At 62.1% G+C, this 15,560-nt stretch carries 10 protein-coding genes and 1 tRNA gene; 7 read left to right on the forward strand and 4 right to left on the reverse strand.

The features are described from left to right. Positions 1-416: 416 nt before the first annotated feature. On the forward strand, positions 417-2,030 hold the full coding sequence (locus QD280_RS12765) for a peptidoglycan DD-metalloendopeptidase family protein (RefSeq protein WP_279839511.1): 1,614 nt from the start codon (positions 417-419) through the stop codon (positions 2,028-2,030). Between the two features lie 132 nt (positions 2,031-2,162). On the opposite strand, the gene QD280_RS12770 is transcribed toward QD280_RS12765, so the two are convergent. The 3 genes from QD280_RS12770 to QD280_RS12780 form a co-directional block, all read right to left on the reverse strand. Continuing rightward, positions 2,163-2,390, reverse strand: coding sequence for a hypothetical protein (locus QD280_RS12770; RefSeq protein ID WP_054555349.1), 228 nt, complete (start codon positions 2,388-2,390; stop codon positions 2,163-2,165). 236 nt (positions 2,391-2,626) lie between these two features. Beyond that, a complete protein-coding gene (locus tag QD280_RS12775) occupies positions 2,627-2,941 on the reverse strand; it encodes a hypothetical protein (protein WP_279839512.1) in 315 nt (104 codons plus the stop codon). Positions 2,942-3,583: 642 nt separating this feature from the next. After that, a complete protein-coding gene (locus QD280_RS12780) occupies positions 3,584-3,946 on the reverse strand; it encodes a hypothetical protein (protein ID WP_279839514.1) in 363 nt (120 codons plus the stop codon). Positions 3,947-4,665: 719 nt separating this feature from the next. Between QD280_RS12780 and QD280_RS12785 the strand changes: the two genes are divergently transcribed. Next, positions 4,666-5,223 (forward strand): hypothetical protein, encoded by a 558-nt coding sequence (locus tag QD280_RS12785; protein ID WP_052384472.1) that lies wholly within the window; start codon positions 4,666-4,668, stop codon positions 5,221-5,223. Positions 5,224-5,508: 285 nt separating this feature from the next. Here QD280_RS12785 and QD280_RS12790 read toward each other — a convergent pair. Further along, positions 5,509-5,585, reverse strand: a tRNA-Ile gene (locus tag QD280_RS12790). Between the two features lie 251 nt (positions 5,586-5,836). Between QD280_RS12790 and QD280_RS12795 the strand changes: the two genes are divergently transcribed. From QD280_RS12795 to QD280_RS12815, 5 genes are all read left to right on the forward strand, one after another. Next, positions 5,837-6,541: a hypothetical protein gene (locus QD280_RS12795; protein ID WP_279839516.1), complete on the forward strand. Its 705-nt coding sequence runs from the start codon at positions 5,837-5,839 to the stop codon at positions 6,539-6,541. 306 nt (positions 6,542-6,847) lie between these two features. Then, positions 6,848-8,980: a TonB-dependent siderophore receptor gene (locus tag QD280_RS12800; RefSeq protein ID WP_279839519.1), complete on the forward strand. Its 2,133-nt coding sequence runs from the start codon at positions 6,848-6,850 to the stop codon at positions 8,978-8,980. A gap of 389 nt (positions 8,981-9,369) precedes the next feature. Further along, entirely contained in the window at positions 9,370-11,058 is a 1,689-nt protein-coding gene (locus QD280_RS12805; protein WP_279839521.1) for an aspartate aminotransferase family protein, read from the forward strand. After that, positions 11,051-12,637 (forward strand): SidA/IucD/PvdA family monooxygenase, encoded by a 1,587-nt coding sequence (locus tag QD280_RS12810; RefSeq protein WP_279839523.1) that lies wholly within the window; start codon positions 11,051-11,053, stop codon positions 12,635-12,637. The genes QD280_RS12805 and QD280_RS12810 overlap by 8 nt, the downstream gene beginning before the upstream one ends. Beyond that, positions 12,634-15,351, forward strand: coding sequence for a GNAT family N-acetyltransferase (locus QD280_RS12815; RefSeq protein WP_279839525.1), 2,718 nt, complete (start codon positions 12,634-12,636; stop codon positions 15,349-15,351). The genes QD280_RS12810 and QD280_RS12815 overlap by 4 nt, the downstream gene beginning before the upstream one ends. The last annotated feature ends 209 nt before the right edge of the window (positions 15,352-15,560 follow it).

A 15,560-nucleotide genomic window follows, 5' to 3' on the forward strand; every position in this document is an offset into this window, starting at 1 on the left:
GAGCAAAAGAGCATTCTGTGCTGTCAGACTCCCGACATCTGGTCGCAATCCTCGGACATCAGGACGGCATCCTCTGAAATGCAGGAGGCCAAATACGCTATTTTGCGTAACTTTACAAAATTTAACACCAAGCAGGATTTACTGCCTGAACAGCGTTTCCTAAGCAAAAATGGCGCTATTTTCGCCAGACCTCATGTTGCCGGTACCGCCAATTGCGCCGTCAATGATCTAAACAGGGTTGAATTACTCATACTGGACATGCGTCCAGCCTATCGAACGATGGGAACCTTGGTTAAGGTTCGAATGCCTCATTGTTGCCATCTTTTCATTTCACATAACTTTATCGGTCACATATGCTGCGAATCCTTCATTCGCTCCCTCGCGCGCACAAGTATCTTCTTTTACCTGTTGCCACCATGGTTACCGTGCTGGGTGCTCACAAGCTTCTCGAAACATTCGATGCTCCTGATGTCTCTACGGCCTCACAGTCCATCGCCATCGACCTGGCCAGTGCAAATTCCAGCACCCCGGCCAAGCTGCCGCTGGCGATTGCTGCCGCCGATGACACTCAGTCTCCTCTGAGCCCGGCGCAGCTCGCCAATCAGACAGCGGCCAGCTCGGCCTCCGGTGACATTCCGCTGGCAGCACTGACGCCCAGCGAGATCGTCGCCATCGATTTCGACATGCCGACGCTGCTGACGGATGCCAACTATCATCCCGACAGCCAGACGACAGGCCCGATCGTGGCACTGGCGCCGGCGGCAGTGAAGACCGCAGAAGCCGTCATCGGCACCGCGACCGACGAACAGGCCGGCGGCACCTCCTATGACGACCTCTCCGTCGACCCGGTCGAGCTCGGCGAAAGCCCGACACTGCAGACCGAGCTGGCGGCCGAGGAAGTCTATGTACCCGAGTGGCAGACCTATACCGTGCAGGCCGGCGATACCTTCGCCGTGATGGCGGAGCGCTCGCTGGGCCTTGGCTACAGCGAAACCACGCGCATCCTCAAGGCGCTGCCTGACAAGCGCGTGCTGACGCATTGGCGCATCGGCGACAGCTTCGATTACAAGCTGGATGAAGACGGCAACCTGCTGGCGTTGCGCATCATGAAGGATGCGCGTCGCGGCTTCATGGTCAAGCGTGAGGCCGGCGGTGAAAGCTTCAATGTCGCCAAGATCGAGAAGGCGACCCAGGCCACTCAGCGCATGTTCGCCGGTACGGTCAGTGGCAGCTTCTCCCTGTCGGCGGAAGCCACTGGCCTGGGCGTCGCGGAAGTCAGCCAGCTGACCCAGGTGCTGGGCAAGAAGATCGATTTCCGTCGCGATACGCGCAAGGGTGACAAGTTCCAGGTGCTGGTCGAGTCCGACATGATCGACGGCACCAGCATGGATTCCCGCATCCTCGCCGCACGCTATGAAGGGTCTCGCAAGTCACTGACCGTGGTGCGCAACAGCAGCGATGGCCGCTACTACACCCCCGACGGCAAGGGCCTCGACCCGGCCTTCAATCGCTATCCGCTGGCGCACAAGGCGCGCATCAGCTCGCCGTTCAACCTCAGCCGTCGCCATCCGGTGACCGGACGCATCAGCCCGCACAAGGGCACTGACTTCGCGGTGCGTATCGGCACGCCGGTGCTTTCCACCGCGGATGGCGTCGTCGAGCTGGTCGGCAACCACCCGCTGGCCGGTCGCTATCTGGTGCTGCGCATGGACAACGGCTACAAGACCCGTTATCTGCACCTGTCACGCCCGCTGGTCAAGAAAGGCGAGCGTGTGACCATGGGTGAGAAGATCGCCCTGTCAGGCAACACCGGCCGCTCCACCGGCCCGCACCTGCACTATGAGGTGATGGTCAACAACCGCCAGGTCGATGCCATGCGCGTTCAGCTGCCGAACAACAAGTCCCTGTCCGGCAAGGCGCTCGCCAACTTCAAGCGTCAGTCAGAGAACATGCTGGCCAAGCTGGAAGCCGCCGACAACACTGGCGCCATCGCCAAGGCCTCGACCCCAAGCCAGGGTGACGAGAGCTAGACGCGAACCCAGGCGCGGGCCCGCAAGCATAGGGCCTGCGCCTGACATGAAGTGTGCCCGACAAAAGAAAAGGCCCCTCACCTCACGGTGGGGGGCCTTTTCTTTTGTCGGTGTCTCATGCCAGAGATCAGGTCACTTCTTCATGCCCTTGTTGGACGCCTGCTCCAGCAGCTCTTCCGCTTCGCTGCTCGCGCCCTCCTCTCGCATCTTGGCCACATCGGCATACAGGCAGACGTAGGTACCGCAGGATGCACAGAACACCTTGTCGTCGGGATTGTGGACCTGCGAGACGCGGACTCGCTGGCTGCCACAATCCGGGCACGGCTTGGGAATACGCAGTTCCTCGGAAAGATCTGACATGAAGCATTCTCCTGTTCGGTGTCTGGGCCGCTCGCCTTGAAGCTGGTCGATTGGCGCCTCCCCAAGACATGGGGCCACTCACACGGCATGCAACCCCGCTTGCGGGGAGTGTCTCGTCATTCGTCTCGAGCTACCTCACCGAGATACCTCGCCCTGGCACTGCCAGGCACTGCGCTCAGAGGCAAAGCCCCGGCACGGTGGCCGGGGCTTGAGGGGCAGGCGCGAACAGACAGATGTCACGCGGCGCTGATGCTGCCGGCAAGCGACTCATGGCTGGTGCCGTGACTTGCGGTGTTGGACATACGCGCGACGGGTCGCTCCGGCACACGGCGCTGGCCGTGTGACCTGGCGCCATCACGCGTCAGGCGGAACTCTTCCTGCAGCGCCATCTCTCGTGCCGCCAGGCGAAAATCGCCCATCGAACACAACGCATGGCCGTTGGGGCACTTGAGGATGTGATCATCCGGCAGTTCACGGGCAGGCCAATCCAGCGCTTCGTTGCATTCGGGACACTGAGGGCCATTACGGGTCGGGACTGATGGGGTAAACATGCGCGAACTCCTTTTCGACGCAAAAGATGACGATGTCATGACCAGATTCTCAGTACAGAAAACATCAAGACGTGGCTCGGTTTGCGTGCGCATGATGGAGACAGATAGCGACAGACTCCATTGCACTTTCGGTTAGATGCCACAATTTTATCGCTGGTCAGTCTCTGCGCTCACGGCTGCGGAAGGTATCGCGCAGAGCGCGGAACACACTTCATGGCAGCGCGACCGGCAAGAGTCTGACAGCACTATCTTACAGTCTGATAACACCTCGCGAATGACGCAGATCAAACGCATACCAGATCAGGGGTGTCCGCCGCACCGTTCTTCAGACGGGCGTCAGACGGGTATTCATGGGCTTGAAGCCAAAAAAATCCCGACCAAAGGCCGGGAAAACACTCTCAGGCAGAACAGGACCTATCGCGGAAGCAACGCGGCTCGCCGCAGGTCGACCAGGACGCTGAACAGTCGTCAGCGGTATCACGGAAATCTCGACTCCACCTGCAGTGCCAGAAATTCAGTTTCGTTGCCTTGGGCAACAAGCCCGCTACCAGGGCGAAACAGCGAATCCGACTGGCACTGAGGTAAAAATTCTTGTGCGCCCTCACACGCACTGGCGAACACTGGACCTTACAGGCGCTTGCTTCAGGCCGAGGCGTCCAGCTGCTGGACCACCTTCTGCGCCATCAGGGCCGGGTCAATCGCAGCTCGCTTGCGGGCACTGACTTCAAGGCGATCACGCAACATGAACCAGACACCCAGAAACTCATCACATTCTGCACAACTGACGATGTCATCATCTGCCGGGGAATCTTCGAGGTGAACCCGGTTGCTGCCACAGCGTGAACACTCCATGGGAACCTTGCGTACTGTGTTCATCTCAATGCCCTCCACTGGATCCATGATGAAAACCTTGTGCTCGAAACCGGTGGAGCGGGCGGCATGACGATGTGAAAACTTGCGGCAACCTGACAAGGGATTGAAAAAGCGGCTCTGCGGCTCCATCAATGCTGTATCAGGTGATCTCCTGCCTGCCCCGCCGTGCTTCGACAGTTGCAAAGTTAGACACTTCCAAAACCGTGTACAAGTTTTAACGCGTATCAGAACGTATCTGTATAGCTAATGTAGACGCATTGGCAGGCGTTTTCGTGTGCGCTGATCAAGCGTTTACCTCTCCCCATGCGCCCGCTGTGGCACGAGAGCGCCCCGCCAGAGCCGTGTAACACTTCGCTACAAAAAAGCCTCTTTTGACGTGCAAAAACATCTTGCCCCTCTCGTCAGGCAGCCAATCAGCGAGCAGAAAAAGACTTGAACGCGCACTGATTGCGGCATATCCACGTGCCTTGTCTCGACTTCTTGCCTTGAACGGCGTGGGCCTTGATATCCATGCAATCCTTCAGCACCTCACCTCCCTACTCGCCCCCTCTACTCGCCCCCTTCATCAGGGCCCTGCTGACAGAGCGCTTGCGGGCGGCCTGTTCGCGACAGGTACGAAGCATCAGAAAGGTCACTCTCGTGGCACGACGACATTGCCCCCTTACACCTTGCATGTGACAGACAGAGGAATTCTCGTACAAGTTTTTCTTTCACCCCTTGAAACTTGTCGGTCTCGTCAGGATCTCAGTGGGTAGGGTCATGGTCCTGGCGAATCATTTGCGCCACGAGCGAGAAGGAAGCGCTTGATGGACCGGACCAGAAGTACCGATTCAACACGCAAGGAGTACGGCATGAGCAATATGAACCGCAAACAGATTCTGGGTGCGATCACCGCGACCACGCTGCTGTCCACTACCAGTATGGCCATGGCCAGTCCGCAGGGGCTCTACTCCGCAGATGAGCTGATGGATGCCGATGTCTACCTGCAGAACGATGACAACAACGTGATCGGTGAAGTCGAGGACATCCTGCTCGACGACAACATGCAGGTCGCCGCTCTGGTCGTCGAAAGCGATGACTCCATGGGGCTGGACGAGAACCAGTACGTCGTGGAAACGGGCAAGTTCACCCTCGAGACCGAACAGGGCGATGATCTGGATGCCCTGGAATATCGCATCCACCTCGACATGGATGTGAGCGAGTTCGAGCAGCAGCCGAACTACACCACCGACTGGTGGCAGGACACGCGCAAGAGCGCCGCAGCGGCCTGGGATGAAACCAAGAACACCGCTGCCAGCGCCTGGCAGGATACTCGTCAGGCGACCGCCAATGCGCTGACCACCGCCGGCAACGCCATCAGCGGTGCCGCCAATGACACTGAGCAGGAAATGGAAGAAGAGACTCAATGATAGCGACCCTGCAAGAGATCACCCGAATCGGATGATCCGCGCCAATGCAGAGGAAAACGCCTCATGCCCCACGGCATGGGGCGTTCGTGGTTCAGGACCACGAGAAATCACGCCATTGATGCACTGGTGGGGGAAAGAGGGGAAAGAAGGGAAAGAAGAGAAAGAAGAGAAAGAACAGCAAGAGAGGCCGGAGTGACAGGCACAAAAAAAGCCGCCATTGGCGACTTGTCGGGGCACTGGAGCTTTCGAGCATCAGCTGAATGCAACCCCACTGGAAGGCATGCATGGTGGGCCCAGCAGGACTTGAACCTGCGACCAATCGATTATGAGTCGAGTGCTCTAACCAACTGAGCTATGGGCCCATGCAGCGCGCATATGATAGCGAAAGCATGAGCCTCGGGAAAGCCCGAAAACTCAACAACATAGCGATTCTCCCCTCCCGGCTGCGGCGCGAGATGTGCGTTGATCATCCCCGTCAGCCTGCGACTGCGCCGAGTGTCGCGAACCCTTGGAGCCGCCGCCTGTCCAATGTCCCATCTGCAGCATCGAATCTTTTCCAGGCGCTCATGGCGGGCCTCGCTCGCTCAAGCCCCTGGCCATCAGGAGTCATGACATGTCATTGCCTTTCTCTCGCTGGACCCGCGCCCTGAGTCGCACGTTTGCGCGTCGCTCGACCGGCAAACCCGCCAGCCGCCTCACCGCCACAGCCGCCAAAAGCCGCTTCGGCGCCCCGATCAAGGCCGCGGCACTGGCCTTCGCCATGAGTGGCATCGGTGTCAGCCTGCCGACACAAGCCGCCTGGCAGCTGGTGCCCGACAGCAGCGGCGCCACCGCGACGCTGACCGCGCAGGGAAGCCAGGGCAATGTGGAGCACGTGCATCATCTCAATGGCCTGAGCGGCACCGTGGGAGATGACGGCAAGATGAGCATTCCCTTGAGCGTCGGCCAGACCGACCTGCTCGACAAGGTCGGCGAGCTGCCGCCGTGGCTGTCCGGCGTCAGCCAGATGCGCCTGGCCACGCTGACCCTGAATCTTGATCCGCTGGCCATCGCGGCGCTGGAACCCGGTCAGACGACGCGCATGCAGGTGCCCTTCTCGGCCACCGATGGCAACCGCACCCACCGCGAGACCCTGCCGCTGGAGGTCACCCGTCAGGATGCCACCCACCTGACCTTCATCAACGCCGACCCCATCTCACTGGACAGTGCAGAAGTCGCCAGGAATCAGGTCGGCAGCACCCTGCTCAACCTGCTGGGCTACGGCAAGCTGGTAGGCGACATCCCCGTCACGCTGCAGGGCGAGATGGTCGACCAGTAACCTTCAGCACAGCGCGACGCCGCCAGGCGAGCGCGACCCAATCGCAAGCCTGCGCATCGCGTCACCAGAACCGCCCTACGGGGCGGTTTTTTTGTGTTGGTAGCAGCCGAGGATGAAGCCTGCGCCAGCCAGCGAGAGCGCGCATGACGGCGATGGTCAGCCCTCATGACGCCACGACATAAGAGAATGATAAAAATAATTCTCATTCATGGTTCAGAAAGCTGTCATCTGAACGTCTACCCACAGGAGAGAACGACGAACAAGAATCATTCCTATATAAATCATTCCGGATGGAACCCCGCGCTCATGAAAGACTCCGCCGCACATAAAGCCACTCGCTCCCTGCTGATGACCCTGCCCAGGCACCCTCTGGCACTGGCGATTGGCCTTGGCCTGCCCTTCGCCGGTCAGGCCATGGCGGCCGACCACCGTGAGTCTCAGGACGAGACCCTCGACACCATGACGGTGACCACCACAGCGGCTACCAAGACCGACACCGGCTATCTGGAAACCCCCCAGGCCGTCTCCACCATCACGCGCGACGATATCGACAAGCGCGCAGCCGAGACAGTCCAGCGTGCCGCGGACTACACGCCGGGCGTCTTCACCAACCAGATCGGTGCCTCCAACCGCTATGACTATCTGGTGCTGCGCGGCTTCTCCGATGGCAGTGTCAGCAACACCTTCCTGGATGGCCTGAAGCTGATGGGTGACTCGGGCTCCTACAGCTCGATGACCATCGACCCCTACTTCCTCGACAGCATCGAGGTGGTGAAAGGGCCGTCTTCCGTCCTCTACGGTCGCTCCTCGCCGGGTGGCCTGGTCGCGATGCAGTCCAAGCGCCCCGAGTTCCAGGACTCCGGCCAGGTCCGCTTCACCGTCGGCGACGACAACGAACGCAGCGCGGCCTTCGACCTCACCGGCCCGCTGGATGACGAGCAGCGCATCGCCTATCGCCTGACCGGCCTCGCCAGCGCCGAGGACACCCAGGTCGACTCCGTCGAGGAAGAGCGTTACGCCTTCTCGCCGCAGATCACCATGGACGTCACCGACGACACCACTGTCACCCTGATGGGCTACTTCCAGAAGGACCCGGAAGGCGGTTACCACTCCGGCCTGCCCTATGAAGGCACGGTGGTCAGCTACAACGGCACCAAGCTCGGCAACGACTTCTACGAAGGTGACGAGGACTACGAAGAGTTCGATCGCACCGAACGCATGCTTGGTTACGATTTCGAGCACCGCTTCAACGACGATGTGACTGCACGCCAGAAATTCCGCTATCTGCGCTCCGATGTGGACCTCGAGCAGGTCTACGCCTATGGCTGGGCCTCGGACACCGAGCTGACCCGCTACTACTCCGGCGGCGAAGAAAGCCTGCGCGCCTGGACCGTCGACAACCAGCTGGAGAGCCGCTTCTCCACCGGCGCCTTCGATCACACCCTGCTGTTCGGTGCCGACTATCAGACGCGCACCAATGACGTGGACTGGGAATACGGCACCGCCAGCACGCTGGATGTCTCCAGCAGCAGCGATGCCGATGTCTCCATCTATGCCACCGAGAACCAGAAGCGTGAACTGGACCAGACCGGTGTCTACCTGCAGGACCAGATCAGCTGGGGTCGCTGGAACCTGGCCGCCGGCCTGCGTCAGGACTGGGTCAACATCAAGAACACCGATCGTGACTACAACACCACCAGCGAGCTGAACGACAACGAGATGAGCGGCCGTATCGGCCTGATCTACGGCTTCGATAACGGCATCTCGCCCTATGTCAGCTACTCCACGTCCTTCTCGCCGAACTCCTACACCGATGAAGACGGTGACCTGCTCGACCCGACCACCGGCAAGCAGGTCGAGGTCGGCATGAAGTACCAGCCCAACGGCACGCGTGATCAGTACAGCGTCTCGCTGTTCCGCATCAATCAGGAAAACGTCGCCTCCAAGGACCCGGAAGACAGCTACTACACCGCCTACGGCGAGATCGAGTCCCAGGGCCTGGAGCTGGAAGCCCGCACTCAGGTGACCCGCGACTTCGCGCTGCAGGCCGGTTACAGCTACACCGACGTGACCTATGCCAAGGCGGAAGATGGCACCGAAGGCAACGATGCCAACCAGGTGCCCAAGCACCAGGTCAGCGTCTGGGGTGACTACGCCTTCAATGAAGGCCCGCTCACGGGGCTGAATGCCGGCCTCGGCGTGCGCTACTACGCCGACATGTGGGCGGATTCCGAGAACACCGAGAAGGTGCCGAACTACGCGCTGGTCGATGCCCTGGTCGGCTACGACCTGAGCCAGATCGGCTGGAGCGGCACCAGCGTGCAGCTCAACGTCAGCAACCTGTTCGACAAGGAATACATCGCTTCCTGCTACAACACCAGCTTCTGCTACTACGGTGCCGAGCGCAGCATGACCGCGACACTGACCTATGATTTCTGATTTCGAAAACTCCGCAGTCCGTCGATTCTGAATCGACCCGCACGACCCGCCGGCGGCAAGGATGTCGCCGGCACCATCGCCCTGAACCACTCATCGTCTGATAGCGCTGGCGTGTCCAGCACATGACACCGGGGATGCCGGCCACCGGGATTGCCGGCCACCGAGATTGCCCGACACAGGGGTGCTCGGTGACGACTCACTCTGCCGATGCCCACGGCAGACGTGACTGACCACGCCGACGGCTTTGCCAACAGCTTCACCAACAACAACGACCGCAAACGCGGCACTTGATGAATGTCCTGACTGGTCCTCGCACCTGAGCCATCTTCCCAGCTGGCTGCGAGTCTCTTCCAAGTCTTTATCTGCGAACATTCGCATAAGGTTATGTAATGCACAGCCTTCAAGATTCCGCCGCCACCTACGGCGCTGCCGCAGGATACTCCGTGTCTGACGCCCAGACCGATGCCTGTGCGCGCTCACTGTCCAGCTCGCCGCGCGCTGCCCTGTTCTCGCCTGCCAACATGGATGCCTGGCAGACGGGCATGGACCGCATCAGCCAGCTGGTGGCCGAACAGCTCGACAGTGTTCAAAAGCCGTTCAGCGGCATCACCCCGGAGGCCCTGCGTCCGGCCTTTGCCGACCTCGATCTCGAGACGCCCCTCGAGAACCTCGAAGCCGGTCTGGAGGAGCTCAAGTCGCTCTACCTGAAGGATGCCGTCTACTTCCATCACCCCCGCTACATCGCGCATCTCAACTGCCCGGTCGTGCTGCCCGGCGTGTGGGCTGAGAGCCTGCTGGGCGCGATCAACTCCTCACTCGACACCTGGGACCAGAGCGCCGGCGGCACCCTGATCGAGCAGCGCCTGATCGACTGGACCACCGAGCGCCTGGGGCTGGGCCCGACCGCCGATGGCATCTTCACCAGCGGCGGCACCCAATCCAACCTGATGGCACTGCTGCTGGCCCGTGATGCGGTCTGCGAGAAGCTGCCAAACCACCCCGGCAACCAGACCCACGGCCTGCCGCCGGAAGCCGGACGCCTGCGCGTCTTCGCCTCCGGCATCAGCCATTTCAGTCTGCAGAAGGCCTGTGCCCTGCTCGGCCTCGGCCACAATGCCGTCATCCCGGTCGCCGTGGATGAGCGCCGCCGCATGGACCCCGTGGCCCTGCGTGACGCCCTCGACAATGCCCGCGCCGAAGGCCTGATCCCGATGGCCGTGGTCGCCACTGCCGGTACCACCGACTTCGGCAGCATCGACCCGCTGCAGGCCATCGGCCGTGAGTGTCATGCCCGCGGCATCTGGTTCCATGTCGATGGCGCCTACGGCGGCGGCCTGATCACCTCGCGCCGCCACGGTCACTGGCTCAAGGGCACCGAGATGGCGGACTCCGTCACCATCGATTACCACAAGACCTTCTTCCAGCCGGTCAGCTGCAGTGCCTGCGTGGTACGTGATCGCACCCAGCTGCGCCACGTCACCTATCACGCCGACTACCTCAACCCGGAGCTTCAGGCCCGCGAAGGCACGCCGGATCAGGTCAACAAGAGTCTGCAGACCACGCGTCGTTTCGACGCCCTGAAACTGTGGATGACACTGCGCCTGATGGGCGCCGATGCCCTCGGCGACATGCTTGATTGCGTGATCGACCTCACCCGCGAGGGCTACCAGCTGCTCGAGGCGGCGCCGGACATCGATGTCGTCCAGGCGCCGGAGCTCAGCACCCTGGTGTTCCGCTTCCATGACGCCAACGAAGAGACCCTCAGCGCCGAGCAGTGGGACGCCTTGAACCGCGAGATCCGCAAGCGCCTGTCACGCAGCGGTGAGGCCATCGTCGCCGCCACCAAGGTCTCGGGCCGTCAGTACCTGAAGTTCACTCTCTTGAATCCGGAAACGCGCCAGGAAGACCTGGCCGCCGTGGTCGAGTTGATCCGCCAGCACGGCCAGGCGCTGGTCAAGGCGCATCATCTGGCCGTCAGCACCACCGCCCAGCCAAACCATGGCGCACCACTGGCCGATATTCCGGCCGCCAGCCGTCGCAGTCACACCACAGAAGCCAAGGAAAGCCGTCATGCATGACACCTCGAACCCTCACGTCACAGACACTCTGGAAGCGCGCGATGATGTGCTGGACTTCGTTGCCATCGGCATCGGCCCCTTCAACCTCAGCCTTGCCTGTCTGAGCGAGCCGCTGGAAGACGTCCAGGGCGTCTTCCTCGAGCGCAAGGCCGCGTTCGACTGGCACCCGGGCATGCTGCTGGAAGATGCCAGCATGCAGACGCCCTTCATGGCGGACATGGTCTCGCTGGCCGACCCGACCAGCCACTTCAGCTTCCTCAACTATCTGAAGCTGCATGACAAGCTCTACAACTTCTACATCCGCGAAGACTTCTTCCTGCTGCGTCGCGAGTACAACCAGTACTGCCAGTGGGCGGCGCGCGAGCTGAGCTGCCTGCGCTTCGATCACGACGTCCAGGACATCCAGCATGTCGGCGACATCTATGTCGTGCGCGGCACTCGCCCCAGCACCGGCGAAACCTTCGCCTATCGCGCACGCAAGCTGGTACTGGGCACCGGCACCCAGCCCTACCTGCCGAAAGCCGCCGATGCCGTGAGTGACGTGGTGCCGGTCGCCGGCAGCCGCGTGTGCCACAACGCCCACTACCTGGCGCGCAAGGAGGAGCTGACCTCCCAGCCGGCCATCACCATCATCGGCTCCGGCCAGAGCGCCGCCGAGATCTATCTCGACCTGCTGCGCGAGATCGACCAGCACAGCTACCAGCTCAACTGGATCACGCGCTCGCCGCGCTTCTTCCCGCTGGAATACGGCAAGCTGACGCTGGAGATGACCTCGCCGGATTACATCGATTACTTCCACGCCCTGCCGCGTGAGCAGCGCAACACCCTGCTGGCGACCCAGAAGGGCCTCTACAAGGGCATCAATCTCGAGCTGATCGACGAGATCTACGACACCCTCTACGCCAAGCAGCTGCAAGGCGTGGTGCCCACCACCCTGATGACCAATACCGAACTGACCTCGCTGAACAAGCAAGAGACCGACGGCGACTTCACGCTGGGGCTCTATCAGCGCGAACAGCAGCAGGCCTGGCGTCATGACACCAGCGCCGTGGTGCTGGCCACGGGCTATCACTACGTGGCGCCGCCCTTCCTGCGCAGCATCGAATCGCGCATTCGTCGTGACGAGGAAGGCCGCTACGCCGTCGGTCGCTTCTACGCCGTCGATACGCAAAGCACCGCAGACGCTGACGGCAACGAGGGCGATCAATCACCGTTCGCCGGCGAGATCTTCGTCCAGAATGCCGAGCTGCATACCCACTCGCTGGCCGCGCCGGACCTGGGCATGGCCTGCTATCGCAACAGCTGCATCCTGCGCGCCATCACCGGTCGTGAGGTCTATACCATCGAGCGCCGCATCGCCTTCCAGAGCTTCGGCGCGCCCGGCTCTGAAAAGGGCTGTGGCAATGGCTTCACACCGCTGCCCGCCGCACACCTGCCCTACGGCGAGACGGATATTCACGCCGGCACCTCTTCTACCGGCCCATCCTCTGCCGGCACCGCCTCTGTCGACACCATCTCTGCCCCCCAGGCCGACACGACTCACACCGCAGCACCGCAACACCGGGAGACCACCGCATGAACATGCCAGTCGACATCACCAGCGCCGCAAGCGCCGAACAGTCCAGCAGCGCGGCAAGTTCTCACAGTGCAGCGACCCCGTCACAGCAGCTGTTCGGGACGACCTCACTCGCCGCGCCCGCAACGATCAATCTGCTCAGCCCGGCACCGGGAACGCGCTTCACCCGCCGCGCGGTGGAGCTGGAGCAAGCCCAGGCACGCCTGCGCAAGCCGCAGGACGACAGCACGAGCGAGCGCGCCGAATTCGCGCTGCGCCCGCTCGACCTTGCCGCCGACATGGCGATGGTGGATGAGTGGACCAGCGGTGAACGCGCCAGCTTCTGGGGCATGAGTGATGACCTCATCACCACCAAGTACGACTTCTACCAAGGCCTGGAAGAGAGCCAGCACGCCCAGGGCTGGGTCGGTTTCTACAATGACCAGCCGGCCTTTCTGGTCGAGCTCTATGACCCGGCGCACGACCCGCTCGGCAAGCATTACAGTGTGCAGCCCGGCGACTTCGGCATGCACTTCCTCGTCGCGCCGCGTAGCGAGGACCAGGCCCCCATCAGCGGCTTCTCGCGGGCGGTGATCGAATCGATCATGGCGATGATCTTCGCCGGCCAGTTCCGCGATGAGCATGCCGATGAAGGGAAAGATGCAGTCCGTCCCGTGACCCGTGTGGTAGTGGAGCCGGACAGCCGCAATCGCGCCATTCACCCGCTGAATGCCGCGGTGGGCTTCGTCGATCATGGCCCGCTGGATCTCGACGGCAAGCCGGCGCGCCTGTGCTTCTGCACCCCGCAGGACTTCCGCGCCGCCCTGGCCAGCCGCAGCCCGCGTCTGGACAGCGGCGTGACCGCCAACCCGGCCGCGGCCAGCCAGCATCTCACCGGCCCGGACTGGCAGCAGGCCAATCGCCTGCTGGTGCGCAAGGCGCTGGCCGAGTTCAGCCACGAGCGTCTGATCCACCCGCAATGCGCCGATGACTGCGGCACCCGCACCGCCTGCCAGAGCCATGACAACTGGCATCACTTCCGCCTGCCGCTGGCAGCGCAGATCAGCGACACGCCGCCGGTCAGCCGCCGCGCGGTGGAATATCGCTTCGTGGCGCGCCGTTTCCAGCTCGATCACTGGCTGATCGATGCCGCCTCCATCCAGCGTCTGGATGCCGACGGCAACGCCCTGCCGCTGGACGCGCGTGAGCTGATTCTGGAACTCAATGACGTGCTGGAGATTCCGCCGCGCCTGCTGCCGGTCTATCTCGAGGAGGTCAGCGCCACGCTTGCCTCCAGCGCCTGGAAGATGCAGCGCGCCGTGCGCGAGAATCAGTCCGCCCGCGTGCTGGCGGGCGCCTCCTTCCAGACCCTGGAATCGGCGATGAGCGAAGGCCATCCGTGCTTCGTCGCCAACAATGGCCGCATGGGCTTCGATGCGCTGGACTATCGCGCCTACGCGCCGGAAGCCGCGCAGCCGTTCTCGCTGGTGTGGATCGCCGTGCATCGCGACAACGCCCATTACTCGGCCGTGGATGGTCTCGATCCGCGCCGTCTGCTCGAGGAAGAGCTGGGTGAAGCCGAACTCGCCCGTTTGGAGCAGCAGCTGACCGAGAAGGGCCTTGCGCCCTCCGACTACCTGATGATGCCGGTGCATCCGTGGCAGTGGAGCCACAAGCTGGCGATCACCTTCGCCGCCGAGATCGCCAGTCAGCACATCGTCTGTCTCGGCCTGGGGGAGGACCGCTATCAGGCGCAGCAGTCGATCCGCACGCTCTACAACCGCAATCAGCCGAATCGCCGCTATGTGAAGGTCGCGCTGTCGATCCTCAACATGGGCTTCATGCGCGGCCTGTCGCCCTATTACATGCGTGCCACTCCGGTCATCAATCAGTGGCTGCAGGGCCTGATCGATTCGGACCCGTCCTTCGAGAAGTGGGGCTTCCGTCTGCTGCGTGAAGTCGCGGCCATCGGCTATCGCGATGATGTGCTGGAAGACGCGGACCCGGCAGCCGTCGGCTATCGCAAGATGCTGGCCAGCCTGTGGCGCGAGAGCCCGGAAGACGTCAAGGACGAGGGCGAGCGCCTGATGACCATGGCCGCGCTGCTGCATGTCGACAACGATGAGAAGGCCTTGCTGCCGGCGCTGATAGAGCGCTCCGGCATCGGCGCCGAAGCGTGGATCGACAAGTGGCTGACGGCTTACATGACGCCGCTGCTGCACTGCTACTTCAAGCACGACCTGGTGTTCATGCCGCACGGCGAGAACCTGATCATGCGTCTGCGCGATGGCGTGCCATGTGGTGCGCTGATGAAGGACATCGCCGAGGAAGCGGCGCTGTTCGCCACCGAGGAGACCCGTGCACTCGAACTGCCGGCAGGGGTCGAGCGTCTGGTGGTCGAGGTGCCGGAACCGATCCGCATCCTGTCGCTGCTCACCGATGTCTTCGACTGCATCTTCCGCTTCGCGGTACCGCTGCTGGTGCGCGAGCAGGTGATGACGGAAGAGGCCTTCTGGTCTCGCGTCGCGGCCTGCATCCATGACTATCAGGATGCCCATCCGGAGATGGCCGACAAGTTCGCGCGCCATGACCTGTTCGCGCCGCGCTTCACGCTGTCGTGCCTCAACCGCCTGCAGCTGCGCAACAACCAGCAGATGGTCGATCTCACCGATCCGTCCGGCGCCCTGCAGCTCAAGGGCGAGCTGGATAACCCCATCGCGGCCTTCGCCCGCCGCTAGGCGGTGACGCTTGGCGATCACCAGGTGGCGATGACCTGGTGACCGCCATGACCCGTCAGCTACGGCCCGTCAGCCAAGACCAGCTAACTACGACCAGCAAACTACGACCAGCAAACTACGACCAGCTAACTACGACCAAGCAGCACCGGGACCGCCCTCGTCATGCACGGGGGCGGTCCTTGGCGTGTCTGACACTCAATCATTGATAA

The sequence above is a fragment of the Cobetia sp. 1AS1 genome (assembly GCF_029846435.1).
Lineage (GTDB): Bacteria > Pseudomonadota > Gammaproteobacteria > Pseudomonadales > Halomonadaceae > Cobetia > Cobetia amphilecti.